The organism is Aliidiomarina sp. (assembly GCF_022565475.1).
Classification (GTDB): Bacteria; Pseudomonadota; Gammaproteobacteria; order Enterobacterales; family Alteromonadaceae; genus Aliidiomarina.
The window spans coordinates 78,210-103,952 of record NZ_JAIUMR010000011.1; the positions used below are offsets into that span (position 1 = coordinate 78,210).

Consider the following 25,743-nt stretch of genomic DNA (forward strand, 5'->3'; position numbering starts at 1 on the left):
GATTAGTTATTCCGGTCGTGCATATTCCAGTTGCCAATATCGTCTTGGGTACCTGCTTGTCCATCTGGGCCCATTGAGAAGATATCAAATCGACCGTATTGACCTGGGCTTAACAGACGGTATTCATTTCCCCAAGGATCAGGTGGCAGACGACGAATATAACCGCCTTCAGGATAATTTCGTGGGCGTGGATCCATATTGGGCGCACTCACCAATGCATCCAGTCCTTGCGCGGTATTCGGGTAAAAGCCGTTATCGAGGTAGAAACGTTCCATTGCATTTTCCAATGCGGTGATGTCAGAAATCGCCTTTTGTCGATCCGCCTGATCACGCTGAGAGAAAACATTCGGCACCACAAAACTGGCCAAAATACCGAGAATAACCAATACGACCATGAGTTCAATCATGGTAAAACCGGATTGTCTTTTATTCATCATTACATACCTGCTAATTGATTGAGCGCTAGAATTGGTAAAATAATCGCTAGCACAATAAACAACACAATGACTGCCATCACGACAATCAATAACGGTTCGAAGATCTTCAAACTGACATTGACCACTGCTGAAAACTGATTATCTTCGTTATCAGCACAGCGACGCAGCATTTGTTCGAGCTCACCGCTTTTTTCCCCTGATGCAATCATGTGCAACATCATTGGTGAAAAAAGCTTACTGTGCGCCAAAGCTGCACGCAAACTCGATCCTTCTCGCACACGGTCGGCAGCATCTTCAACAACCTCACGCATGCGTAAATTACCTAAAACCGAGGCGGTAACTTTCAAACCGTCTAATAATGGGACAGCAGAAGCGGTCAAAATGCTCAATGTCCGTGCAAATCTAGCTGTATTCACGCCACGCACTAAGCCGCCAATAAAGGGCAAATACAGTAGCCTTTTGTGCACCTGATAACGAAACCTCTCCTTTTGCATGGCTTGCTTCCAAAGCACAAAGCCAAGAATCAGAGCGATGGTAAGGTAGAGGCCGTAAGCACGTAAGCCATCGCTGACGGCAATGAGGATCTGCGTAATCATCGGCAAGTCTTGGCCAAGATCCTCGAATTGTTCCACGATTTGCGGCACGACCACAGCGAGTAAGAATGCCACCACGCCAATCGCCACAACGGTTAACACAATCGGATACACAGCGGCCTGATTGATCTGGCTTTTCATCGCTTGCCGCTGTTCACTGTAGTCGGCTAAGCGGTTGAGGACTTCATCGAGATGTCCCGATTTTTCACCAGCCGCCACCATCGAGCAAAAGAGGTCATCAAAAATAGCGGGGAAGTCGCGCATGCCTTCCGCCAAGCTGTAACCTTCAACAACACGACTACGCACTGACATGAGCATTTTCTGCAAACGCGGCTTGTCGGTTTGTTCAGCAACCGCTAACAAAGCTTGCTCAATCGGCAAGGCGGCGGCCACTAGGGTCGCCAGTTGTCGAGTAATTAACGCGAGGTCATGGGTACTGATACGCCGTTGAAACCAAACCTGCTTGCGCGCCGAACCCTTTTCTTGGGCGTTGGCAATTTCAACCGCAACCGGAAACAAACCTTGTTCCCTCAATTGCTGTCGAATCTGCCGTTCTGTATCGGCTTCAAGGACACCCTGCTTTTTTCGCCCTTGCTTGTCCAGAGCTTCGTACGCAAACGCTGGCATACTTTACTCCTCGCGCGTCACGCGCAATACTTCTTCGAGCGTTGTGCGTCCTTGCAAAATTTTATCGCGGCCATCTTGGCGTATTCCTGGGTAACGAGTACGCGCATATTTTTCAATCGCCTGCTCACCGTGACCGTTATGAATGATCTCACGAATTTTTTCGTCAACGATAAGCATTTCATGAATGCCGGTTCGACCGCGGTAGCCCGTGTGACTGCATTTGGCACAACCTTTCGCTGAATAGATCTGCGGTGGGTTCTCGGCATTAACGCCCAAGAGTTCGCATTCTTCTGGAGTCGCGGTATGAATTTCTCGACAATCTTTACATAAAGTTCGCACCAAGCGTTGCGACAAAACCGCCAGCAAACTCGACGACAAAAGAAACGGCTCAATGCCCATATCTTCTAGACGCGTAATCGCACCCGATGCGGTATTCGTATGCAAGGTCGACAACACTAGGTGACCGGTCAGGGACGCTTGCACTGCAATTTGTGCGGTCTCGCCGTCACGAATCTCACCGACCATGACCACATCCGGGTCTTGCCGCAAAATCGCCCGCAAGCCGCGCGCAAACGTCATATCGACACGCGGGTTGACCTGCATTTGGCCAACGCCTTCGAGAGCATATTCGATGGGATCTTCAACGGTCAGAATATTCCGATCTTTGGTGTTAATTTCACTGAGACCGGCATATAACGTGGTACTTTTACCCGAGCCGGTCGGACCGGTGACCAAAATAATGCCGTGGGGTTTGTGAATCAGCTGCGAAAAGAGTTGCCGGTTTTCCAATGTCATCCCCAGCTCGCCTAAATCAAGTCGTGCGTTGTTTTTGTCTAACAAACGCAATACCGCTCGTTCGCCATGATTCGATGGCATGGTCGAAACCCGCACATCGACAGCTCTACCGGCGATCAATAAGGAAATACGGCCGTCTTGAGGGAGTCGCTTCTCGGCGATGTCCAACTGCGCCATAACTTTAATCCGCGACACTAACAAAGACGCGAGCTTCCGATGTGGCCGGAGAATTTCACGGAGTACGCCGTCGATACGAAACCGAATCACCAAGTCTTTTTCGAAGGTTTCGATATGAATATCAGAAGCACCTTCTTTAATGGCTTCGCTAAGCATTGCATTGATTAACTTAATAATCGGGGCATCATCTTCACTGTCGAGCAAGTCTTCGGTTTGTGGAAGCTCCTCAGCAAGGGAAAACAAGTTCACTTCATTTCCAATGTCTTCCATCAGCTGTTTGGCTTCGGAAGAGTCGCGCTGATAAGCCTGACTGAGCAGCACATCGAATTCAGTATCACTATATTCCTGCACCTGGAACGCTTGCCCGAGCATCCGCCGTACTTCATGCAATGTCGATGCCCGCGGACGACCACGGGTATTCAAAACCGGCCGATCATCTTGCCAACTCAGTACCACGCCTTCACGACGTGCAAACGCATACGGCAGGCGTTTGCGTGTTAACGGCTCGGCGTCAGTGACTAACTCTTGCGCTTGTACATCGGTCAGTTCCGCACTGGCCTGCTCAGCAAGCGCAGCTGTCTGTTCATCATTACCTTCCGAACGCATCATTACTTCATCTGTCATTCGCGACCACGTCCTCTTTCTGCTTCGCGACGCAACTCTTCAGTTTCGCGACGCCATTCATCAAGGAAACGTTGATACTCTGGTGGCAGTTCGGCGTCGTCATCCCACTCAGGTAAGACCGGTACCGTATCTCGCGACCGCAGTGACACACCACGTTGGCGTTGTTCGATCTGCTGGGCACGAATATAACTGTACTTGCGTTGACTCAGTGATCCCATACGATCGTCATCACGAATAATCGTTGGACGAATAAAGATCATCAGATTGCGTTTGCGTGTGGTCACGCTCGTCGACTTAAAGAGATGGCCAAGAATTGGAATGTCGCCCAGTAATGGTACTTTCGAGAGGCTTTCTTGGACGTCTTCGTCAATTAAGCCGCCAAGTACAATAGTTTCACCATCGCGTGCTAACACGGTGGTTTTCAATTCACGCTTATTGAAGGTAACGTCTACCGACGTGCTACCGGCGACACTCGATACTTCTTGTTCAATCAGAAGTTGGACCGCGTCGCCTTCATTGATTTGTGGTGTAACCCGCAAACGCACGCCCACTTCACGACGATCGATAGTCTGGAATGGATTGGTATTATTAGCACTCGCTGTAGAGCCTGTCAGTGTTGGTACTTCTTGACCGACCAAAATGCTTGCTTCTTGGTTGTCGAGTGTCGTAATACTCGGTGCTGACAGAATATTTGAATTTGTCGTCGTGGCCACGGCTTGAACCACGGCCGCCCAACCATTCTCCACAGTCCCCATGAGCAAACCATTGGCGTTACTTAACAGATTTGCTAACAAGGTATAGTCACCGCGACGGTCTGGCTCTCGGGTCGTAAAGATATTGCCGGCATTGTCCACACGCTCGGTTTCGGCCCCACGTTGAGTCCGTGCTGCTTCAGCAGCGACCCCAAGTTGGCCAATCGGAATCATCTGACCATTGCTATGCTGCATCATGCCGAAGTCTTCGCTAACCCACTGAATACCAAAATTAATTCCATCACCTTCAAAGACTTCAACAATAATGGCTTCGACAAGGACCTGAGCGCGACGTATATCAAGCTGTCCAATCACGCCTTCAATCGAGCGCAGCATGTCTGGCTGTGCCGTCACCACAAGAGCGTTCGTTGGCTCATGCGCTTCAATACTAATTTCACCACCGGCCCGACGCTGTGCTGGAGCCGCGCCACCGGAACCACCTGAGCTTTGTTGTCTTTGTTCCGCTAAAATCGATTGCGTCATCCCACGCAGCAAGTCCACCATCTCGGTCGCTTTGGCATAACGCAAATAGAACACGCGGGTATTACCGCTGGTTTCCATTTCTGTGTCGAGTTGCTGGATCAAACGAATCGCACGCGCTCGAGCACGCGGCTCACCGCTAACGAGCACACGATTGGTGCGCTCATCAGGAACGATACGCGGCACCAACATTTCCGGAACATTGGTACCTTGCTGTTGGAAAATAGCCTGCGCAATCCGGACCATTTCAGCGGCTGAAGCATGCTTCAACTCAACCACTTCCACGTCCTGATTCCCGGCTTGGTCGACCCGGCGAATAATTTCTGCGATCCGGTTAAGAAGCTCTGCACGACCCGACAGCATCACCACGTTAGACGGATCATAAGTCATGACCGCGCCACCGCGAGCTTGTTCATTTAACTGCCGTAATAATGGTCCAAGCTCACGGACCGAAACGTTTTCAACAGGAATCACACGAATGACCCATTCGTCACCGGTATAGCTATCGTCGTCCACTAATGGCGAAGGCCGCGTTCGTGCGTCACGTTCGCGAATGACTTTTAAGACACCATTGTCCATGCGCACAACGGCAAAGCCGTAGACTTCCAAAACATTAAGGAAGAAGGCGTAATATTGGTCGCGATTCATCACATTATAGCTGCGAACATTGATGCGCCCACGAACCTCAGGGTCAATGATGATGGTTTCTTCGAGGTTTCGGCTCACTGACTGGATAAACTCAGACACTTCCGTGTTCATGAAGCTGGCAGAAAACTCTTCCTCAGCCATTGCCGATGCGGGCACGAGTGCCAAGCTAGCAGCGAGCGTGAGGCCAAAAATCTGTAATAAAAGACGCATGTACTTACCTATTGATTTGGAATACTGAGTTCGATGGTCACTTCTTCACCGTCGCGTAACACGACAATCGAGGCCGTCGTCATAGACTCTAAACTTTGTACCAATGACATAGCTTCCGCTGCATTGGTGAGGTCATAACCATTCAACATAATGGCTATATCGCCGTCGCGCAGACCCGCTGCGCGAAAAATTTCTGGATTCGATTTCGGGCTCAGTCGATAACCGATCAACTCACCATCATTGGAAGCTGGTGTGATATTAATCAGCTCCATGACATTATCGATCATCACTTCGGGTGAGGCGGTGAGTTCACGCGGAGCTTGCGCCGGAACCGCTCCGCTGGTGCGTGAGCTAGTTGCCTGAGTGCGAGAGAATTCTGGCGTAAAGCCGTCACGGCCTTCCAAATAGACGGTTTCCATGCGACCGCCATTTTCAATCAGAATACGGTCGGCATGGATTTCTCGGACGACAGCTCGACTTCCCGAAATAGTTTCACCGATAATATAGACAACTTGGTTATTGCCTTGTTGGACAATCGCGGCTGAGAGACTTGGATTCGAGCTTGCAGTCACGCCGACCAAGCGAACATTCAATGTCGTTTCCGGTGCTTCAATACGTTGCGCTTGTTGGGTTGGACGTGCGCCATATTCGCCAAACAGGTTTAAACCGCGAACAGCTTCGATGCGCAGCGGCGATGCAGCAGTTGCTGAGCTTCCAGCACTGGCAACGACCAATGGAGCCACGGCTGTCGGTGTAATCAGCCGCAATGTGAAGAAAGCCGCCTGAATAGCGATAGCAATGATCAACAGGGTACCAATCAGCATAGCCACCTTCGCCATTGCTAATCCCCCGACTGCAGATTTTGCGCTTCCCGCTAAACCACCGAAGCGAAGCTTCGATGTAAAAAATGTCTTCATAAACGAATGCCTAAATCGGCCTATTGAATTTTTGTTATAAGAAAAGCATTCTAGCGCGCAAATGCCGTTAACTACAACGTGTAATCGGGTAAAAAAATGTAAGTAAGCATGTTAAAATCCATTTTCATACGTGATCACAAGGAGCATTGCATGTCAGACTCTGATGTTAAAGCTGTGCGTCTCGACAAATGGCTCTGGGCTGCGCGTTTTTTTAAAACTCGAGGCCTTGCTCGAACGGCGATTCAGGCAGGCAAAGTAACGTATAACGGCCAACGCAGCAAGCCAGCGAAAATAGTTGAGGTCGGTGGGCATATTGTAACTCCTCGCGGCTATGACCGCATGGAAGTAGAAATTGTCACCGTGAGTGAACAGCGACGCAGTGCGACTGAAGCACAGGCACTCTACCGAGAGACATCCGAAAGTGAAGCCAAGCGCGCGGAAAATGCTGAAGCACGGAAATTGAATTCACTGTATAATCCGCACCCTGATAAGCGTCCGGATAAGAAACAACGACGCGAACTTATTCATTTTAAAAACCAGTAGTTGAACGAGGTTTTCCTATGCATGGCAACGATATTATTGCTCGATTTGCGTTTCGTAACCACGATGTTCGTGGCGAGTTAGTTCGCTTACAAGAAAGCTATCGTGCTTTAATTGCCAATCATGACTATCCACTGGGTGTCCAAAAACTGCTGGGCGAATTAATGGCGGTGACCAGTCTGTTGACCGCAACGCTAAAATTTGAAGGCCATATCAACGTCCAAATTCAAGGCGATGGTCCGTTGAATTATGCCACGGTGAATGGTAACCACGATCAAGCACTGCGTGGTGTCGCTCGATTAGTCGACACACCGAAAGACGAAAGCTTTCTGGGTTTGGTGGGCGAAGGTGCCTACTTGGTGATTACCTTGAGCCCAGAACACGGTGAAGAATATCAAGGCGTGGTCGGCATTGAAGGTGATAGCCTCGCGAGCACCATTGAGGCCTATTTCCTCCAATCGGAGCAATTGCCCACGCGCGTTTGGCTATTTGCAGATCCTGGCAGTGGCCAAGCCGCTGGATTTTTCCTGCAGGTATTACCCGCCAGCGACCAAGAGACAGAAGGCTTTGACCATTTGAGTACTCTGGCAGAGACACTAACTGCGGAAGAAATGTACCAACTCAGCACAGAAGAAGTCTTGCATCGTTTGTATCATGAAGAAGACGTTGAACTCTACCCAGAACAGGCGATTCGCTTTTTCTGTGGCTGCTCACGGGAACGGACTGCTACCGCGTTACGCAGTGTGCCAATGGATGAATTACGTGAAATTATTGCCGAAGAAGGCGAGCTGCGACTGACCTGCGACTATTGCTTAACAGACTACGTCTACACTGCGTTTGACGTTGATGCCTTAAATGCACATGAAGCACCTAGCCAGCCGCAATAAATTTGGCTCTCAATACTGAAAAAGGACAGTCTGCTCAGCAAACTGTCCTTTTTTGTTACTTGCTGTGCTTACTTTTTCTTCACAAATTTCATTAAACGCTTCCGTTTACGCTGTTGCGACAAGGTCAGTGAATTTTTCCGGCCTTCATAAGGGTTCTTGCTGGTGCGGAATTCCACTTGAATCGGCGTACCCATGAGTTGTAGCGACTTACGGAAGTAGTTAATTAAATAACGCTTATAGCTCACCGGTAACTCATTGACCATGTTGCCGTGAATCACAACCAGCGGCGGGTTGTAACCTCCCGCATGGGCAAACTTCAATTTCACCCGACGACCGCGCACGAGTGGCGGCTGATGGTCTTCTTGAGCGGCTTCCATAATCTTCGTCAGTTTCGCCGTGCCGACACGCTGAGTCGCACTTGCATAGGCTTCTTGAACGGATGTAAACAAATGGCCGACGTTGGTACCGTGGAGCGCTGAAATAAAATGAATACGTGCAAAGTCAACAAAACCAAGACGGCGATCCAGCTCATCTTTAACCCGATTTTTGGCGTCCTGCTCCATGCCATCCCATTTATTCACGGCGATCACCACTGAACGACCAGCGTTGAGCACAAAACCAAGCAAGTTCAAATCTTGATCGCTAATCACTTCGCGGGCGTCGATCACTAAAATGACCACGTTCGCTTGTTCGATGGCTTGCAAGGTCTTCACCACCGAGTACTTTTCCACAGCCATGTCGATGCGCCCACGGCGACGAACACCTGCAGTATCAATTAACACATACTCGCGACCGTCACGCTCCATCGGAATGAATACGCTATCGCGAGTTGTACCTGGCATGTCATAGACAACGACCCGGTCTTCGCCAAGGATGCGGTTAGTCAGGGTTGATTTACCTACATTTGGGCGGCCAATAATGGCCAATTTAATCGGTTGCGCTTGCAAACGTTCAATTTCTGCGTCCGCGTCTTCCTCGGTCAATTCCGTGGGGACTTCTTCTTTTTCTTTGCGCGCAAGTTCCAACATGCCGGGGAACTCAAGGGCAAGCGGATCCATCACTTCGCGCAGTAATTGCGAGACACCACGACCATGGGCGGCAGCGATTTGGAACACTTGACCTAAACCCAAGCCGTAGAAGTCTGCTGCAGCGGCATCGCCATCTAGACCATCCACTTTATTCGCGACCAAATACACTGGTTTATCTTGTTTGCGCAAATACTCGGCAATAAACTCATCCGCCGCATTTGCGCCTTCTCGTGCATCGACCAAAAACAACACCACATCGGCTTCATCAATTGCCGCTAATGACTGCCGCGCCATCGCAAGATCGAGCCCTTCTTCTTTGCCATGAATACCGCCAGTATCCACCACGATGAACTGGTAGTCGTCGTAACGACCTTGACCATACTGCCGATCGCGGGTTAAGCCCGGAAAGTCAGCAACCAGTGCATCACGGCTCTGCGTGAGCCGGTTAAATAATGTTGATTTACCCACATTTGGGCGTCCAACCAATGCGACCACTGGTAACATATTTATTCCTCTATAAACTAAAAGACGCCTGAGCAGTCGACGACGACTCAGGCGTTGTATGACCTATTGCCAGTCAGTTTAGCTGACTTTCGGTGCTTTCGCGTTGCTGTTTAGGGCGATGTCGTTGCTGCCGCGCTAGCGTTCGTGCTGACTGATTGCATACACTCGGCCGGCAGCGTCTTGCACGATAATGCGGTCACCGGCTACCACAGGCGCTGCACGTACCGGATCATCATTCAGTGACAAACGACCGACCAATTGGCCATCGTTACGATTAAACCAATGCACATAACCGAATCGATCAGCGGCAATTAAATACGAGCCCACATTCACTGGCTCGGTTACACTACGCAAATACAAGTCGGTGTTGCGCCATTGTTCAAGACCATTATTGCGATCGACTGCCACTAAATAGCTTTCCTGATCAACCACAACAACCCGCGTTTGCACTTGTACTGGTGAGCGCCATGCCGCGTAATCACGTTTCCAAAGAACTTCACCGGTGCGCAAATCAAGCGCGGCAAGCTCGCCATTCTGAGCCGACAAATACATGGTACCTCCCACGATCAGTGGTGACCCGTCGGCGTCGACAATGCGCTCAAGTTCGGTTGAGCCGGTTGGCGTCGCGATTCGCTCTTCCCAAGCCATTTGACCTGTTTGCGCGATCAATACTACGACCTTACCCGTAGCACTGCCGTACATGACACCGCCACTTGCGATCGCTGGACGTGAAGTACCACGCAGTGAAAGGAGTGACACGTCATCTTCATGACGCCATTGAATTTCACCCGTCCGTGCCGCTAAGGCAACAACATAGCCGCTACCTAAATGAACGACCACGCGACCGTCACCGACTGTCGGTGCCGACAAAACTTCGCCTGGAACTTTCTGTTCCCAAATCAGCTCACCATTGTCGCTATTCAGCGCCATCACTTTACCGTTTTCAGAACCGACAAACAGCATCGAGCCGGCGACCGCGAGGCCGCTAATGCGCGCGGGCTCGCCACGGAACCAACGATTCAGGATGCCTCGGCGTCCACCGAAGTCAGCACGCCAGAGTTGACGGCCGTTGGCTGCATTGAGCGCGACCACGGTACCGTGACGATCAGCAACATAAATTGTCTCGTCCTGCACCACGGGTCGTAATTGTGAATAGTGCCCTTCAATGCCTTGTCCAACCCGCGTTTGCCATTCAATGCGACCTTCCACTGTGGTGGTGATCGGCTGCAGTTCTGCATGACGCGGGCCATCGTCAGACGATGAACACGCGGCAAGTAAAGCGGTTGCTGCGAACGCGGTAAGCCAACGTTTTAATACCATTATTATTGTCCTGCTAAATTATCGATTTTCATTTGCAGAGCTTGCGACGCTGTTTCTGCCTGCTCTGTTTGCGCTAGCAGGTACGACTCGCGAGCGGCGCTAAAGTTTCCACGCGCGTAAAGTAAATCACCACGAATTTCTGCAACAAGGCCACGATAGGCAGCTTGATTGATTGCACTTAAGTGCCGTTCTGCGTCATCAAAGTCGCCTTGCTCAATAGCAATACGGGCAATCCGCGTACGAATCAACGCCTGTAATTCAGACGATTTGACTTCCCCTAAGGCAGTTTCCAGCTCTTGTTTCGCGGCCGTGAGGTCGTTACCGAGAACCAATTTTTGCGCCAACTGTAAACGAATTAAACCCGCATGTTCAGTTCCGCTGACTTCTTCTAATAAGTTGCGGGCAATCCCTGGGGCTTCTTCTGGCGACGCTGCTTGTAAACGCTCGAGTGCGCGCTCATAGACAGCTGTACGCGCTTGTTGCGTTGCCACTTGATGATCGCTATATGTGCGCCAGCCAAACAACGAACCTAAACCGATGACGACACCGGCAACAATCCATGGGCCGTAAGTTTTTATAAACTTTTTAATCTCTTCGACTTGTTGATCTTCATGTTCCACGGACTTCTTCCTCTTATTTTGCAACTAAAGCGCCAAGCACTTCAGTCAAGGCCGCATAGGTTAATGTTTCCTGCGCTTTCTCTTGGCGCAAATACTTAATTGTCACTTGTTCATTTTGCACTTCATCCGTGCCGAGAATCAATGCCAGCTCGGCACCGCTTTGATCCGCTTTCTTCATCTGCTTGGCGAACTTACCACCGCCGCAGTGTAACATAACTCTGAGACCGGTGACCTGATCACGTATCTGTTCAGCAAGCTGTTGCGCTGGAATTTCCGCGTCCTGAGTCGCCGCTAAAATATAGACATCGACTTCCCGAGGCAAGCTTTGTTGGTCAAGCTGCTCTAACATCAGGACTAGACGCTCCACACCCATCGCAAATCCTACCGCCGGTGTCGCTTTGCCACCGAGTTGCTCGACCAAGCCATCATAGCGGCCGCCAGCGCACACTGTCCCTTGCGCGCCCAAGCTTTCAGTGACCCATTCGAACACCGTGCGATTGTAATAATCAAGACCGCGGACTAAGCGCTCGTTATGGACATAGCTTATGCCTGCCGCGTCTAGTCTGGCGCAAAGCTCAGCAAAGTGTACTCGCGATTCTTCGTCCCAGTATTCACTCAATTTCGGTGCTTGGGCCAACATCTCTGCCATGGCTGGGTTTTTTGAGTCCAGTATTCGCAGTGGGTTACTGTCGAGTCGGCGCACGCTATCTTCGTCCAGCACAGCACTGTGCTCACGCAGATACGCCGTCAATGCCTCCCGATACGCCGCTCGTGCAGCATTGGACGCTAACGAATTTAGCTCTAAGGTGAGAAATTGACTAAGACCCAATTTCTTCCAGAGTCGTGCGGTCATCAAAATAAGTTCCGCATCGATATCGGGTCCTTGCAGACCAAATGTTTCGACACCGACCTGATGAAACTGACGATAACGCCCTTTCTGTGGACGCTCATGGCGGAACATCGGTCCCATGTACCACATTCGCCGAGTTTGGTTATACAGCAAACCATGTTCGTTACCAGCGCGCACACAACTGGCGGTCCCTTCTGGCCGCAAGGTTAGGCTGTCACCATTGCGATCGTCGAAGGTGTACATTTCTTTTTCTACGATATCGGTGACTTCACCAATGGAGCGCTTGAACAAATCAGTTTGCTCGACGATTGGCATCCGAATTTCACTATATCCATAGCTTGCAAGCAAATCACGAATGACTGCTTCAAAATACTGCCAACGGCCTGTTTGTTCGGGAAGAATGTCGTTCATTCCGCGAATGGCTTGAATCTGCTTGGCCACCTGATGATATTCCTTGGTTAAAAAATGACGGCTGCTATGGCACATTTTGTGCCAGCGCCGTCATCGAATTGAATCTGAGGGCTGATTATACGTATTTCCGTGCTTGCGGTAAAATCGCGTTAATCGTCGACTTGCTGAACAGCAATCGACTGTTGTTTTTTCACCTTGGCGACATAATCACGAATTTGCGCTTCCAGATCATCAACAATATTCTGATTATCAATGCGCAGTTTCTGACGTTGCCCATCCTTGTAAAAGCCACTTTTATTCTTCGCACCCGCTAAGCCAATATTCGCGACCATCGCCTCACCAGGGCCATTGACCACACAACCAATGACGGACACATCCAGTGCTGTGGTGATGTCTTCTAAGCGCTGTTCAAGCGCATTGACCGTGGCAATTACGTCAAACTCCTGACGCGAACAACTCGGACAAGCGATAAAGTTAATGCCACGACTGCGAATTCTTAGTGATTTAAGAATATCAAAGCCAACTTTCACTTCTTCCACCGGATCCGCGGCCAACGATACCCGTAACGTGTCGCCGATCCCTTCACTGAGGAGCATACCCAAACCAATCGCCGATTTGACCGCACCGGCCCGAGCGCCGCCTGCTTCAGTAATGCCAAGGTGCAAGGGTTGGTCGATTTGCTGCGAAAGCAGTCGATACGCATCGACTGCCAAAAATACGTCTGACGCTTTCACGCTCACTTTAAAGTTTTCAAAGTTATAGCGATGCAGAATATCAACATGGCGCATCGCTGACTCAACTAGTGCCGCACCGGTCGGCTCACCATATTTTTCTTGAATATCTTTCTCTAGTGATCCCGCGTTCACGCCGATCCGAATCGGAATGTTGTAATCTTTTGCTGCTTCAATAACCGCACGAATCCGATCCTCATGACCGATATTACCCGGATTAATGCGCAGACAATCGACGCCATATTCAGCTACTTTTAACGCTATGCGATAATCAAAGTGGATATCAGCAACCAACGGAACTTCAACCCGTTGCTTAATTAATTTAAATGCTTCAGCGGCATCCATAGTCGGGACCGAAACACGAACGATATCGGCGCCGGCAGCAACAATGCGTTCTATTTGCGCAACGGTTGCATCGACATCGGTTGTTAACGTGTTCGTCATCGATTGCACAGCAATTGGCGCACCATCACCAATCGGCACATTTCCGACGTAAATTCGGCGAGTTTTCTTGCGGGTAATCGGGGACGGGTGAGTCATTATTTTACTGCTCTAAAATAGGAAAGTTACTCGATGTTACTCTTCCGGCACCTGTAAACGGGCAACGCGGCCACCACCAAATGCACTTAAATCAACTTTTTCGCCTAAGTAATAAATGTCCACTAAATGCGGCGCACCTAGGGTAATACTATAGGGTTCCTTACCAGCCAACGGCATAATATAGTCTTTCACTTTCACACCAAAGGCTAACGGCTCGCCGTCTGCATCTTCAATGCGAACCCAGCTATCACCATGAAAAACGAACACTAATGGGTGACTCGCAAGCGCAGTCGCCAAATTCAATTCTTCTGTTGCAGGTGCGCTTGTTGCTGAGTTTGTGGCGTTTTGCGAGCTCGTCACCGCTGGCGTCGATACTTGTTCTGCGGCGTCAGTCACAATGCCTTGTGCAGATTCAGCCAAATCCTCTGCAGCTTGATTCGCTGCGGCAGTCAACTCGCCGCGCGTTGGTAATTCAGTTGCTGCACCAGCGGCTAACTCGTCCGTGGTCGTTAGGGATTCAGGCTCTTCGTGACCAAGTTCGGATGATTGCGGTTCTACCGACCATTCATCAGCAGCATTATTGTATGCCTCCGCATCGGTATTGCTTACCACAGCCGCTGTTGGTTGCTGGGTTTCGGCGGCACTGGATTGATTCGCACCGTTTTTGTCTTCCAAAAACTGCTGCCAAACAAACACAGCGACCGAGCCAATCAAAATGATGACAATAATCCATGTCAAAATCATCAGCTTATTATCTTGAGACTCAATGCTGGTTTTCTTCGAAAAACTCTGCATAGTGCTCTGGGTGACTTCTTCAGACCCCTGAGTGCGCTTGTAAGCGTCCATGATCTCAGACTCAGAAATTTGCAACAGTTTCGCATACGCACGCAGATACCCGCGTACATAGGTGCCACCGGCCTGACCATCGAAATGATCATTCTCTAAATCTTGAATTAATTGTTGACGGAGTCGCAACCGGTCTGCCACCTGAAGTACAGTGAGGCCCGCTTGCTCACGCGCAGCGCGAAGCAGTTCACCAGACGTCGGCAACGCAGCTTCAGCCGCTTCCTCTTGTTGTTGTTCTTGGTCGTCGTTTAATTGGGTCATGATTGCCTGAGGTAATGTTCGTTAATGCTATCCATAGCAAAAAGAAAGACTCTAGAGCTAACCGACCATATTTATGTTAATCGGTTCCCCAGATTTTTGTTTTTGTTGCCGTTTTATCAGTCGCTTCGTCCGGTCAACCACATCGCCGACTAGTTGTCCGCACGCTGCGTCTATATCGTCTCCGCGAGTTTTCCTTACGATAACGGTATATCCGTAATCCATCAACACTTTTGAGAAACGATCAATACGAGAATTACTTGAACGCCCATAATCAGACCCCGGAAATGGGTTAAACGGAATCAGATTAATCTTGCTCGGCGTGTCTTTCAGCATTTTCGCCAACTGATGCGCTTGGTCTGTTGAGTCATTAATATGATCTAACATCACGTACTCGACCGTCACTTTCGTTTGCGCTTTTGACCGCTCTACATAACGTCGCGAAGACGCTAAAAATTCTTCAATTGGGTATTTTTTATTGATCGGCACAATCTCGTCACGTAGTTCATTCGTTGGCGCATGGAGAGAAATAGCAAGAGCCACATCAATTTGATCAACCAGCTTGTCCAGCGCTGGTACAACACCCGATGTACTTAAGGTCACTCGACGCTTGGATAAACCAAAGCCGAAATCTTCCATCATGAGTTCCATCGCCGGAACAACGTTTTTCACGTTGAGCAAAGGTTCTCCCATACCCATCATGACGACATTAGTTACAGCTTTGACATTAGTTTCACCAAATGGACCTAATAATTTATTCACTCGCCAAACTTGGCCAATGATTTCAGAAACTTTTAAGTTACGGTTAAAGCCCTGTTGTCCAGTCGAACAGAATGTACATTCAAGAGCACATCCCACCTGCGAGCTTACGCACAACGTGGCACGGTCATCTTCAGGAATCCAAACCGACTCAACTTCTTGACCGTCTTCCAGCTCCATCGCAAACTTGATCGTCCCATCCGCAGACTGCTGCTGGGTTTTGATCACTGGTGCTTTCACTTCAGCGACTTCTTTCAACTTTGCCCGCAATGCTTTGTTGAGGTTTGTCATTTCATCGAAGTCGTCAATGCAGTAATGATACAACCATTTCATCACCTGATCCGCACGGAACGGCTTTTCACCTAAGTCGGCAAAAAAGTCTCGAATCCCCTGACGGTTCAAGTCGAGTAAATTAATCTTTTTGGTTTCGGTTGTCATACTGGCGACCTCATACTTACCTAAATCTTACATTGGTCTGGCAAAAAAGGGGCGCAAAGCCCCTTTTTGTTCAGCTTGCTAACGCTAAATTATAGCTTAGCGAGTGCGTGCGCACACTTCTTCGTCAGAGAAGAAATAAGCGATTTCACGCGCAGCAGACTCAACCGCGTCAGAACCGTGTACCGCGTTCTCGTCAATCGTCTCTGCGAAGTCTGCACGTAACGTGCCTGCAGCAGCTTCTTGTGGGTTGGTTGCACCCATGATTTCACGGTTTTTACGAACCGCGTCTTCACCTTCTAACGCCATTACGACGATTGGGCCAGACGTCATGAACTCAACCAAAGCGCCGAAGAAAGGACGCTCTTTATGCTCAGCATAAAAACCTTCCGCTTGTTCTTTGCTTAAGTGCATCATTTTCTGACCAACGATACGTAAACCTGAAGTTTCAAAACGGTTTACAATAGCGCCGATCACGTTTTTAGCGACCGCGTCAGGCTTGATAATCGAAAGAGTACGTTCCAAAGCCATTGTTTGCTCCTGATAAGTGTGTTTGACTCGAAACTTGCTGTTCACAACAGGAAGTGTTCGGTCTGACAAGTGGTTAAAAAAGACGCGCGGATTATACGTGATTTAGAGAAAATTTCCCACTAAATTTGAGATTTAGCAGCGCAAACAAAAAGAAAGCTTGGCAAAGTTGTATAACTCAGTTATTTTAGACGTCTAGATGGTTATTTGTAGTCAATATAGAGGCATTCATGGCAGTTAAGCAACAACAAGCCACCCTAGCCGGCGGCTGTTTCTGGTGTATCGAGTCCGCATTCAACCAAGTTCACGGCGTTATCGACGCCGAGCCCGGCTATGCCGGTGGGCAAACCGAGAACCCCAGCTACGAAGCTGTCTGCACCGGTGAAACCGGACACGCTGAAGTTGTGCGAATTAACTTCAATCCAGACGAAATCAGCTTTCGCCAGATTCTCGAAATCTTTTTTGCCCTTCACGATCCAACGCAGTTGAATCGCCAAGGCAATGACATCGGCAGCCAATACCGCTCCGCCGTGTTTTTCCACGACGACAACCAACGTCAAGAAGCCGAAGTAATCATCGCCGAAATCAACGCCGAACAAATCTACGGCAACAACCCCGTCGTCACCCTCGTCGAACCACTCTCAACCTATTACGCCGCCGAGGAATACCACCGCGACTACTTCGCCCGCAACCCACAAAACCAATACTGCCAAGCCGTAGTCTCCCCCAAACTCGCCAAGTTCCGCAAAACCTTCGCCGCCAAGCTCAAAGCCTAAGGCGGCTTTCGCTGCTGGCTCCGAGCTGGGCTGCGAGGCGGTGGCTGCTTTCGCTGCGTCGAGGTGGGTTTTTCAGAGACGCCGTAAACCCATCCATGGGGGCTTGGATGCCGCATCCATGCGGCATACACTCTGAAAACCCCACCTACGACTCCGCTAGCGCCTATGCCACCACTTCGCACCCTACTCTTACATAGGCAGCGAAAACACCACCTACTCGCAACCTACACTGGCTTAAGCATGCGAAAGCTGGACCACACCCTAACCGGCACGAACTCAGAAGGCAAAAGCCCTACCGCGACAACTCGAAAGCGATCTCCTCGCTGGTAACTCTGAGCGCAAATGGAGTACAACACGCCGCAACGCTCTTGTGGCTGGAGTGTGACTGCTGGATTAGGGCTTGGCTGCAGGCTTGAAACGGCTGTCGGGTTAGAGCTTGGCTGTAGGAACAAAGCGGCTGCCGAGTTAGGGTTTGGCTGCAGGATCGAAGCGGCTGTCGGGTTAGAGCTTGGCTGCAGGCTCGGAGCGGCTGTCAGGGGTAGGTTTAGGGATGGCAGAGTATATGAGGCATGGATGCCGAATATAAGCCCCCATGGATGGGTTCACGGCGTCTCTGACATCCCTAAACCTATCTCTGGCAAGCCAGCGCAGAACCATAGCCAAGTCCTAACCCGGCAAGCCAGCGTAGAGCCACAGCCAAGTCCTAACCCGGCAAGCCAGCGCAGAGCCACAGCCAAGCCCTTGCCCGGCAAGCCAGCGTAGAGCCATAGCCAAGCACTGTGCCGGCGAGCGGTGTTTAGTGGTTTTCGGAGACCATGTTGACGGTGTATTTGGGGATTTCGACGACGAGATCTTCGTCATCGACGATGGCTTGGCAGCTGAGGCGTGATTCCGGTTCGAGGCCCCAAGCTTTGTCGAGCATGTCGTCTTCAAGTTCATCGGACTCATTGAGGGAGTCGAAACCTTCGCGGACGATGACGTGGCAGGTGGTACAGGCACAGCTTTTTTCGCAGGCGTGTTCGATACCGATGCCGTTACGCAGAGCAACGTCGAGTACTGTGTCACCTTTTGCGGCGTCGAGGGCTGCGCCCTCTGGGCAAAGTTCGTGGTGAGGAAGAAAAATAATCTTTGGCATAGGTTACACCTTACTTAACATCATCAATGGTTTGCCCTTTCAAGGCCTTACGAATGGAAGCGTCCATGCGCCGCGCTGCGAATTCTTGGCTGGCAGCATCAACGGCTTCGATCGCTTGTTTAATTTCGTCTGTACTCGATCCTTCAGCGGCCGCAGCGAGACTTTGCATACTAGATTCAAGTTGACCACGCTCATTGTCGTCGAGCAAGTCCGCGTCTTTTGCCAAAGCGGCTTGCAGGGCAACAAGCACACGCTTGGCTTCTACTTGTTGCTCACGCAGCATACGTGCGGCCATATCAACTTCAGCATTGGTCATTGACGCTGAGATCATACCGGTAATGGTGTCTTCATCAAGTCCATACGACGGTTTAACTTCAACCGACGCGCTTACGCCTGAAGATTTTTCCATGGCAGTGACGCTCAACAGGCCATCGGCATCGACTTGGAAGGTGACACGAATATGCGCGGCACCTGCAGCCATAGCGGGGATATTACGCAAGACAAAGCGCGCCAATGAGCGGCAGTCGTCAACTAATTCGCGTTCGCCTTGGACGACGTGAATCGCCATCGCGGTTTGGCCATCTTGGAAGGTGGTAAATTCTTGCGCCCGAGCGACCGGAATTGTGGTGTTGCGCGGTATTACTTTTTCGACCAGTCCGCCCATGGTTTCCAGGCCTAACGACAGAGGAATGACATCCAGCAACAGCATGTCAGAGTCAGGTTTGTTACCGGCCAAAATATCTGCTTGAATCGCAGCACCGATTGCAACCACTTGGTCTGGGTCGATATCGATCATGGGATCGCGTTGGAAGAATGCGCCGACTTGTTCACGCACTAACGGTACGCGCGTTGAGCCACCGACCATCACTACATTGCTTATTTCATCGGCACTGAGGCCGGAGTCTTTCAGGACGCGACGACAGGTCATTAAGGTGCGCTTCACTAAAGGACTAATGAGCGTATTGAACTCGTCGCGAGTGAGTCGTACGCTTCCTAAATCTGCTACGGCAATGGAGGCACTTGCAGTTGACGTCAGCTGCTCCTTCAAGGCCCGCGCTTTATCGGTAAGCTCGCGCTCCAAGCCGGCGCTTACATGGTCTTCTAGTCCCAGCTGTTGTTTAAACTGCTGCACGATCAACTGGTCAAAATCGTCACCACCAAGCGCGGTGTCACCGCCGGTTGCAAGAACTTCAAAAACACCTTGATCGAGGCGCAAAATGGACACATCAAACGTGCCACCGCCGAGGTCATAAACCACAATATTGCCTTGCTCATTGCTGTCTAAACCATAGGCAACGGCTGCTGCCGTCGGCTCGTTCAACAAACGCAAGACATTCAGGCCGGCAAGTCGTGCTGCGTCTTTGGTACTTTGACGTTGAGCGTCATCGAAATAGGCTGGCACGGTGATGACCACGCCGGTCAGCTCGCCTTCAAGGGCGGCTTCTGCGCGTGCTTTGGCGGCACGTAAAATATCGGCAGACACTTGCACGGCGTTCACATCACCTGCTGCGGTGTTAAAAACCGGAACACCAGATTCTGTTTCGCTAAGGCGATACGGCAAATGTGAAAAGGTACGCTGCACATCGGTCAAGGTACGACCAATAAAGCGTTTCACGGAGACAATGGTATCTTCCGGGGCTTGGCTCGCCTGTGCTTGTGCTGCGAGTCCGACAACAGGTGCCTGATCGTGGGCATAACGGACGACAGATGGAATCATTGCGTTCCCTTCACGGTCGGTCAACACACGTGACGCACCACTTTGAACGGTCGCAACCATGGTGTTGGTGGTGCCTAAGTCGATGCCCGCGGCTAAACGATGCTCATGCGGGTTACTACTCTGCCCTGGCTCTGCAATTTGTAATAAGGCCATAGTTTCGTTTCTTCAATTAGGTGAATGTTGGCGTCGTCATGGAGGTCATTAACCTATCTAAATTTCGCCAAAGTGACGTTAATGACTTTTGCAGCTGAAAAGATCTACCAGCTGTCCATCAGCGAGTCTTCAATGCGTTCCAACTCATCGCGTAACTTGTGCATGAATTTTAATTTTCGCACAGTATCGGCGGCGCTTTCGTCTTCGTTCGCTGTAATTTCGCGGTGCAATACATCCATCAAGGTTTTGATTTCAGCTTGCAGTTGCACATCCATATCGAGCACGGCTTCAGGTGTCTCGATGGTCTCTAGCGCTTCGCGTAATTCCATTTGTTTCATCAAAAATTCAGGATCACGCAGGGTCCGCTGTTCATGTGCTAACTCGACACCACGCAGGCCAAGCAGATGTTCCGCTCGACTCAATGGCATCTTCAACGTTTGAAACCCATCGTTGATTTGCGATGTTTTCTGCAACGCATTCAGTTTGTCCCGTTCGCCACTGGAGGCAAAGCGATCCGGGTGAAACTGCTGCTGTAATAAACGATACCGGCGCGAGAGCTCACCGGTATCAAGGTCGAAACTGACAGGAAAATCGAAGAGTTCAAAATAATTCATGAAATCGCAGTGACCTCTTCAGTAAACACGCTGACCGTATTCACGGCGACTGTGTTTACTGTTTGATTGGCTTATACGGTAAAGCTTTCGCCACATCCGCACTCGTCTTTCACATTCGGGTTTTTAAACGTAAACCCTTCGTTTAAGCCTTCACGGACAAAATCAAGCTCAGTGCCGTCAAGGTAGACCATGCTTTTACCGTCGACGATAACTTTAATGCCTTTTTCTTCAAACATTTGGTCACCGTCTTCAAGCTGATCGACGAACTCAAGAACGTACGCTAAGCCCGAGCACCCGGTCGTCTTTACGCCCAAGCGCAAACCGACACCTTTGCCACGATTTTCCATAAACTTACGGACACGTTCAGCTGCCGCGTCGCTCATGGTAATTGCCATGCGAACCTCCGTTAGGCGTGCTTTTTCTTGTAGTCTTCGATCGCCGCTTTAATGGCGTCTTCAGCAAGAATCGAGCAGTGAATCTTTACCGGTGGTAACGCTAACTCTTGAGCGATATCGGTATTTTTAATCGATGCTGCTTCGTCAAGTGTCTTACCTTTCACCCATTCAGTAATCAATGAGCTTGACGCAATCGCGGAGCCACAACCGTAGGTTTTGAATTTTGCGTCTTCAATCACGCCATTCTCACCAATCTTCAACTGTAGTTTCATCACGTCACCACAAGCAGGTGCACCCACCATGCCCGTTGCGATGCTTGGGTCGTTTTTATCAAACGCACCCACGTTGCGTGGATTTTCGTAGTGATCAATAACTTTTTCGCTGTATGCCATGGTACTTACCTCCAGCCATGCAATGCTAATTCATCCAATTAGCAATCTAAATCAGTAATTGCCCATGCGGGCATGGGGTTGCTTAGTGCGCAACCCACTCAACGCTTTCCAAGTCGACGCCTTCTTTAAACATGTCCCACAATGGTGACATTTCACGCAGGCGCCCGATCGAGTTGTTAATTAACTCAATGGCGTAGTCAATTTCTTCTTCCGTAGTGAAACGGCCAATACTAAAACGGATCGAGCTATGCGCTAATTCGTCGTTGCGACCCAAAGCACGTAATACGTAAGACGGTTCTAAGCTCGCTGAAGTACATGCCGAGCCCGAAGAAACCGCTAAGTCTTTCAACGCCATAATCAACGACTCACCTTCAACAAAGTTAAAGCTGATATTGAAAATACCCGGAACACCGTTTTCAGGATCGCCATTAATATACGTTTCTTCGATATCTTTCACGCCATTCCACAAACGGTCGCGCAAACTACGGATGCGCTCGACTTCACCGGCTAATTCTTCCTTCGCGATGCGTGCTGCTTCACCCATACCGACGATTTGATGCGTTGCCAGTGTGCCAGAACGCATACCGCGCTCATGACCGCCACCGTGCATTTGCGCAACAAGACGAGTACGTGGCTTACGGCGTACATAGAGCGCACCAATACCTTTTGGACCATACATTTTATGGCCCGACAACGACATCATGTCGACATCTAAATCCTGCACATCGACTGGGATTTTTCCGGCACTTTGCGCGGCATCGACGTGGAAAATAATCTTGTTTTCGCGACAAAGCTTGGCAATCGCTTTAATGTCTTGAATAACACCAATTTCGTTGTTCACGTGCATCACACTAATAACGACCGTGTCTTCACGAATTGCGTCTTTTAATTTGTTAAGGTCAAGCAAACCGTTCTCTTGAACATCTAAGTAGGTCACTTCCCAACCGCGACGCTCTAACTCACGGCAGGTGTCGAGCGTAGCTTTGTGCTCGGTTTTAACGGTAATGACGTGCTTACCTTTGCGCTGGTAAAACTCAGCGGCACCTTTAATGGCTAAGTTGCTTGATTCGGTCGCACCTGAAGTGAAGACAATCTCACGCGGATCCGCATTAATTAAGTCAGCAATGTTTTGCCGTGCTTCATCCACAGCTTCTTCTGCTTGCCAACCGAAACGGTGTGAGCGTGACGCCGGATTACCAAAAATCCCGTCCATCGTCAGGTACTGCATCATTTTCTCTGCAACACGCGGATCGACCGGTGTCGTGGCCGCATAGTCCAGATAAATCGGTAATTTCATCAAGCTACTCCTCTTTCAGCAAATCGGCTCTGGGGGCGTCCGACGCTGCTATCATTTTGGTAACACTAAACGTTCTAAATCGTCTGCAAATCCAAGCGATTAAAACTGCAAATCTAAAGCAATTTTCTCACCGCGACGCACTTGCTGGCCTTTGGCCACATGCTGAACGTCATGGTCGTCAACTAATTCACCAAGCGTAATCGATGATAAAAAATCGTCGATGCGGTCACTCAAACCCGACCATAAAGAATGGGTTAAGCACCGCGTACCGCCGTGACAATCCGACTTGCCTTGGCAGCGGGTGGCGTCGATACTTTCGTCAACCGCATGAATCACCGCTGCAATTGAGATATCGGTTGCCGGTAAACCGAGTTGATAACCACCGCCTGGACCACGCACACTCGTCACTAAACCGCTGCGGCGCAAACGCGCGAACAGCTGTTCCAAATAAGAAAGCGAGATACCCTGCCGCTCAGAAATATCGGCTAAGGGCACCGGGCCGCGATCACGATGTAAGGCAACGTCCAGCATCGCTGTAACAGCGTAGCGTCCTTTTGATGTCAATCGCATAATGGTTCACCTCTGACTAAATCTGGGCAAATTTTAACATTCCCGACTATTTTCATCAAGTATTTACCTGACTAATTTAGTCAAGATTAAAAACTCGCCGCTTAATAGCCCATGAACCTCGAGAACCTTCCTTATTATGCAGTTGCAACAAGCGTATCGGCCATGCAAGAGAAAACCGTGTTACGGCTTATCTTGCGGGAGAAACTTCTCAACCGAGGCGAGAATACCGCGCAAAATATTCAGTTCATTTTCCTCGGGGCGTGTTCGTGTAAACATCCGCCGTAACTTCGTCATGACCAAACCGGGGTGCTGACGAACAATAAAGCCAGACTTTGTTAACACTTGTTCAAGATGCACATAAAAACTGTCGAGCTCCTGATGCAACGGATACTCCGGAGCCTGCTCCGGCTGCACCTTCGTTGCCGCTAACCACGCCATACGCACCTCATAACAGACCGTCTGAACCGCCATGGCCAAATTGAGAGAGCTATAGTCAGGATTCGCCGGAATGTGGATGTGAACATCGCTTTGTTGCAATTCTTCATTGGTCAGGCCATTTGCTTCGCGACCAAACACAATCGCAATCTGCGGCGACTGATCTGCTTGCGCAGACATTCCTTCCCGAACAATCTTCTCACCCGCTTCCCGCGGATCCAGCTGCGGCCAATCCAAAGTCCGATTACGAGCACTCGTTGCCAACACCAACGAACAGTCAGCTAGGGCTTCCGCTAACGAAGATACCACCTTGGCATTCGCCAACACATCGGTTGCTCCTGCAGCCAAGGCTTGCGCTTTGCCCTGTGGCGGATCTTGTGGATTCACCAAAACCAACTGACTGAGACCCATAGTTTTCATCGCCCGAGCCGCCGAGCCAATATTTCGCTGATCCGTCGTACTCACCAAGACAATGCGGATGTTCTCCAACATGGGTATTTCCTCTAGCGGTTAAAAAAGCCGCGGGATTTTAGCACACCAGCAGCGTCGATGCATTAACCTTGGACATTGCAATCACGCGAGAATCTGCCTATAATGCTGGCGATTTTTTCACCCGTTCTTTGCCATTACAGGAAATTCCCATGCATGCAATGTTAAATATTGCGGTGCGGGCTGCGCGTGCAGCCGGCCGTTTGGCGGTCAAAAGCTTTAATGAACCTCAGCACCTCGAAGTTCAAAGTAAAGGCTTACATGACTACGTCACTAACGTTGATAAAGCTTGCGAGCAAGTGATTATCAGCACCATTTTGAAGTCCTATCCGGGTCATCAGATTCTTGCCGAAGAATCAGGTGAAAGTGGTGTGCAAGGGGATTACCAGTGGATCATCGATCCAATTGATGGCACCACCAACTTCATGCGTGGCATTCCTCACTTCTGTATTTCTATCGCACTCGCCTATAAAGGTTCAGTGCAGCACGCGGTCGTCTACGATCCAGTGCGCGAAGAATTATTTACCGCTAGTCGCGGTGCAGGCGCACAGTTAAACGGCTTTCGGATTCGAGTTGGTGGCGGCAAAGATTTGAACGGTGCTTTGCTAGCGACAGGCTTCCCATTCCGCATGAAGCATTTCCTGCCGGACTACCAAGCAGTGTTCAATAAATTCTTCGAACAAGCCGCCGACATCCGTCGTGCTGGCGCAGCTGCCCTTGATCTCGCTTATGTTGCCGCAGGCCGTTACGACGGTTTCTGGGAAGCAGGTTTGAAAATCTGGGATACCGCCGCAGGCGACCTACTCGTCCGTGAAGCCGGTGGCGTCGTCACCGATTTCGGCGGCGGAATGAACCATGCTCAATCCGGCAACATCGTCGCCGCTTCTCCGCGCGTCCTTCAAGCCATGGTCACGCAAATGCGCCCATTGCTACCAGAGTCAATGCGCAAATAAGCTCCAATTAATTCACGCGTGTGAGTTTACCGCGTCTCTGGCGTACTTGCTCCAGTGCCGCGGAAGCGGACTTTCGCCAGCTCGCGCAAGCGGCGCTGGAATAAGTAAAGCCAGAGTGTATGCCGCAGGGATGCGGCATCCACTCGAGTCCAGCAAATAGCCAACCAAACGGCGCGGGGGGGGAGGGACAGATAAGTGCCTCACTGACCCCTTTCTCTTGGCAGTTTGTTAACTTTTAGTTAAGAAAGTGCTTTAACGCTACTAAACTTTGTGGTTTATTAGGAACTCACTACAAAACAA

The 25,743-nt window shown here is 50.1% G+C and carries 25 protein-coding genes; 4 read left to right on the plus strand and 21 right to left on the minus strand.

Annotated elements, in window-relative coordinates; translation table 11 throughout:
• Positions 1–2 precede the first annotated feature (2 nt).
• Genes gspG through gspC form a run of 5 tightly spaced genes read right to left on the minus strand, consistent with a single transcriptional unit; the run spans position 3 to position 6,260 of the window.
• A complete protein-coding gene (gspG, locus tag LAT77_RS10295) occupies positions 3–437 on the minus strand; it encodes a type II secretion system major pseudopilin GspG (protein WP_290564474.1) in 435 nt (144 codons plus the stop codon).
• A complete protein-coding gene (gene gspF, locus LAT77_RS10300) occupies positions 437–1,657 on the minus strand; it encodes a type II secretion system inner membrane protein GspF (protein WP_290564475.1) in 1,221 nt (406 codons plus the stop codon). Before gspF ends, gspG begins: the two co-directional genes overlap by 1 nt.
• 3 nt (positions 1,658–1,660) lie before the next feature.
• Positions 1,661–3,253 carry a type II secretion system ATPase GspE gene (gene gspE / locus LAT77_RS10305; protein ID WP_290564476.1) on the minus strand — a complete coding sequence of 531 codons (1,593 nt, stop codon included), beginning with the start codon at positions 3,251–3,253 and terminating at the stop codon, positions 1,661–1,663.
• Positions 3,250–5,343: a type II secretion system secretin GspD gene (gspD, locus tag LAT77_RS10310; RefSeq protein WP_290564477.1), complete on the minus strand. Its 2,094-nt coding sequence runs from the start codon at positions 5,341–5,343 to the stop codon at positions 3,250–3,252. The genes gspE and gspD overlap by 4 nt, the downstream gene beginning before the upstream one ends.
• An 8-nt stretch (positions 5,344–5,351) precedes the next feature.
• Complete coding sequence (gspC, locus tag LAT77_RS10315) at positions 5,352–6,260, minus strand: type II secretion system protein GspC (RefSeq protein WP_290564478.1); 909 nt, start codon at positions 6,258–6,260, stop codon at positions 5,352–5,354.
• Positions 6,261–6,410: 150 nt separating this feature from the next.
• On the opposite strand from gspC, the gene hslR reads away from it, so the two are divergent.
• Both hslR and hslO read left to right on the plus strand, forming a co-directional pair.
• Positions 6,411–6,803, plus strand: a complete 393-nt coding sequence (gene hslR / locus LAT77_RS10320) for a ribosome-associated heat shock protein Hsp15 (RefSeq protein ID WP_290564479.1) — start codon at positions 6,411–6,413, stop codon at positions 6,801–6,803.
• 17 nt (positions 6,804–6,820) lie between these two features.
• On the plus strand, positions 6,821–7,687 hold the full coding sequence (gene hslO, locus LAT77_RS10325; RefSeq protein WP_290564480.1) for an Hsp33 family molecular chaperone HslO: 867 nt from the start codon (positions 6,821–6,823) through the stop codon (positions 7,685–7,687).
• Positions 7,688–7,755: 68 nt separating this feature from the next.
• Here the strand turns inward: hslO and der are convergent, their stop codons facing one another.
• The 8 genes from der to ndk form a co-directional block, all read right to left on the minus strand.
• Positions 7,756–9,219, minus strand: coding sequence for a ribosome biogenesis GTPase Der (der, locus tag LAT77_RS10330; protein WP_290564481.1), 1,464 nt, complete (start codon positions 9,217–9,219; stop codon positions 7,756–7,758).
• 135 nt (positions 9,220–9,354) lie between these two features.
• Positions 9,355–10,539 carry an outer membrane protein assembly factor BamB gene (bamB, locus tag LAT77_RS10335; RefSeq protein ID WP_290564482.1) on the minus strand — a complete coding sequence of 395 codons (1,185 nt, stop codon included), beginning with the start codon at positions 10,537–10,539 and terminating at the stop codon, positions 9,355–9,357.
• Between the two features lie 2 nt (positions 10,540–10,541).
• A complete protein-coding gene (locus LAT77_RS10340) occupies positions 10,542–11,159 on the minus strand; it encodes a tetratricopeptide repeat protein (protein WP_290564483.1) in 618 nt (205 codons plus the stop codon).
• A gap of 13 nt (positions 11,160–11,172) precedes the next feature.
• On the minus strand, positions 11,173–12,450 hold the full coding sequence (gene hisS, locus LAT77_RS10345) for a histidine--tRNA ligase (RefSeq protein ID WP_290564484.1): 1,278 nt from the start codon (positions 12,448–12,450) through the stop codon (positions 11,173–11,175).
• A 119-nt stretch (positions 12,451–12,569) separates the two neighbouring features.
• Complete coding sequence (gene ispG, locus LAT77_RS10350; protein ID WP_290564485.1) at positions 12,570–13,691, minus strand: flavodoxin-dependent (E)-4-hydroxy-3-methylbut-2-enyl-diphosphate synthase; 1,122 nt, start codon at positions 13,689–13,691, stop codon at positions 12,570–12,572.
• 36 nt (positions 13,692–13,727) lie between these two features.
• Positions 13,728–14,798, minus strand: a complete 1,071-nt coding sequence (locus tag LAT77_RS10355) for a RodZ domain-containing protein (RefSeq protein ID WP_290564486.1) — start codon at positions 14,796–14,798, stop codon at positions 13,728–13,730.
• Positions 14,799–14,855: 57 nt separating this feature from the next.
• A complete protein-coding gene (locus LAT77_RS10360) occupies positions 14,856–15,992 on the minus strand; it encodes a bifunctional tRNA (adenosine(37)-C2)-methyltransferase TrmG/ribosomal RNA large subunit methyltransferase RlmN (RefSeq protein WP_290564487.1) in 1,137 nt (378 codons plus the stop codon).
• Between the two features lie 96 nt (positions 15,993–16,088).
• Positions 16,089–16,520 carry a nucleoside-diphosphate kinase gene (ndk, locus tag LAT77_RS10365; protein WP_290564488.1) on the minus strand — a complete coding sequence of 144 codons (432 nt, stop codon included), beginning with the start codon at positions 16,518–16,520 and terminating at the stop codon, positions 16,089–16,091.
• A 227-nt stretch (positions 16,521–16,747) separates the two neighbouring features.
• On the opposite strand from ndk, the gene msrA reads away from it, so the two are divergent.
• The gene (gene msrA / locus LAT77_RS10370; RefSeq protein ID WP_290564489.1) at positions 16,748–17,293 is read left to right on the plus strand and encodes a peptide-methionine (S)-S-oxide reductase MsrA; all 546 of its coding nucleotides are present in this window, start codon (positions 16,748–16,750) and stop codon (positions 17,291–17,293) included.
• Positions 17,294–18,089: 796 nt separating this feature from the next.
• On the opposite strand, the gene fdx is transcribed toward msrA, so the two are convergent.
• From fdx to trmJ, 8 genes are all read right to left on the minus strand, one after another.
• Complete coding sequence (fdx, locus tag LAT77_RS10375) at positions 18,090–18,428, minus strand: ISC system 2Fe-2S type ferredoxin (protein ID WP_290564490.1); 339 nt, start codon at positions 18,426–18,428, stop codon at positions 18,090–18,092.
• 10 nt (positions 18,429–18,438) lie between these two features.
• Positions 18,439–20,298: a Fe-S protein assembly chaperone HscA gene (gene hscA / locus LAT77_RS10380; RefSeq protein ID WP_290564491.1), complete on the minus strand. Its 1,860-nt coding sequence runs from the start codon at positions 20,296–20,298 to the stop codon at positions 18,439–18,441.
• 104 nt (positions 20,299–20,402) lie between these two features.
• A complete protein-coding gene (hscB, locus tag LAT77_RS10385; protein ID WP_290564492.1) occupies positions 20,403–20,912 on the minus strand; it encodes a co-chaperone HscB in 510 nt (169 codons plus the stop codon).
• A 71-nt stretch (positions 20,913–20,983) separates the two neighbouring features.
• On the minus strand, positions 20,984–21,307 hold the full coding sequence (gene iscA, locus LAT77_RS10390) for an iron-sulfur cluster assembly protein IscA (RefSeq protein WP_290564493.1): 324 nt from the start codon (positions 21,305–21,307) through the stop codon (positions 20,984–20,986).
• 11 nt (positions 21,308–21,318) lie between these two features.
• Positions 21,319–21,699, minus strand: coding sequence for a Fe-S cluster assembly scaffold IscU (gene iscU, locus LAT77_RS10395; RefSeq protein WP_290564494.1), 381 nt, complete (start codon positions 21,697–21,699; stop codon positions 21,319–21,321).
• Between the two features lie 82 nt (positions 21,700–21,781).
• Complete coding sequence (locus LAT77_RS10400) at positions 21,782–22,996, minus strand: IscS subfamily cysteine desulfurase (RefSeq protein ID WP_290564495.1); 1,215 nt, start codon at positions 22,994–22,996, stop codon at positions 21,782–21,784.
• A 99-nt stretch (positions 22,997–23,095) separates the two neighbouring features.
• Positions 23,096–23,566, minus strand: a complete 471-nt coding sequence (iscR, locus tag LAT77_RS10405; RefSeq protein ID WP_290564496.1) for a Fe-S cluster assembly transcriptional regulator IscR — start codon at positions 23,564–23,566, stop codon at positions 23,096–23,098.
• Positions 23,567–23,746: 180 nt separating this feature from the next.
• Positions 23,747–24,493 carry a tRNA (cytosine(32)/uridine(32)-2'-O)-methyltransferase TrmJ gene (trmJ, locus tag LAT77_RS10410; protein ID WP_290564497.1) on the minus strand — a complete coding sequence of 249 codons (747 nt, stop codon included), beginning with the start codon at positions 24,491–24,493 and terminating at the stop codon, positions 23,747–23,749.
• A gap of 149 nt (positions 24,494–24,642) precedes the next feature.
• Here trmJ and suhB point away from each other — a divergent pair, with 149 nt between their 5' ends.
• Positions 24,643–25,443: an inositol-1-monophosphatase gene (gene suhB / locus LAT77_RS10415; RefSeq protein WP_290564498.1), complete on the plus strand. Its 801-nt coding sequence runs from the start codon at positions 24,643–24,645 to the stop codon at positions 25,441–25,443.
• Positions 25,444–25,743 lie beyond the last annotated feature (300 nt).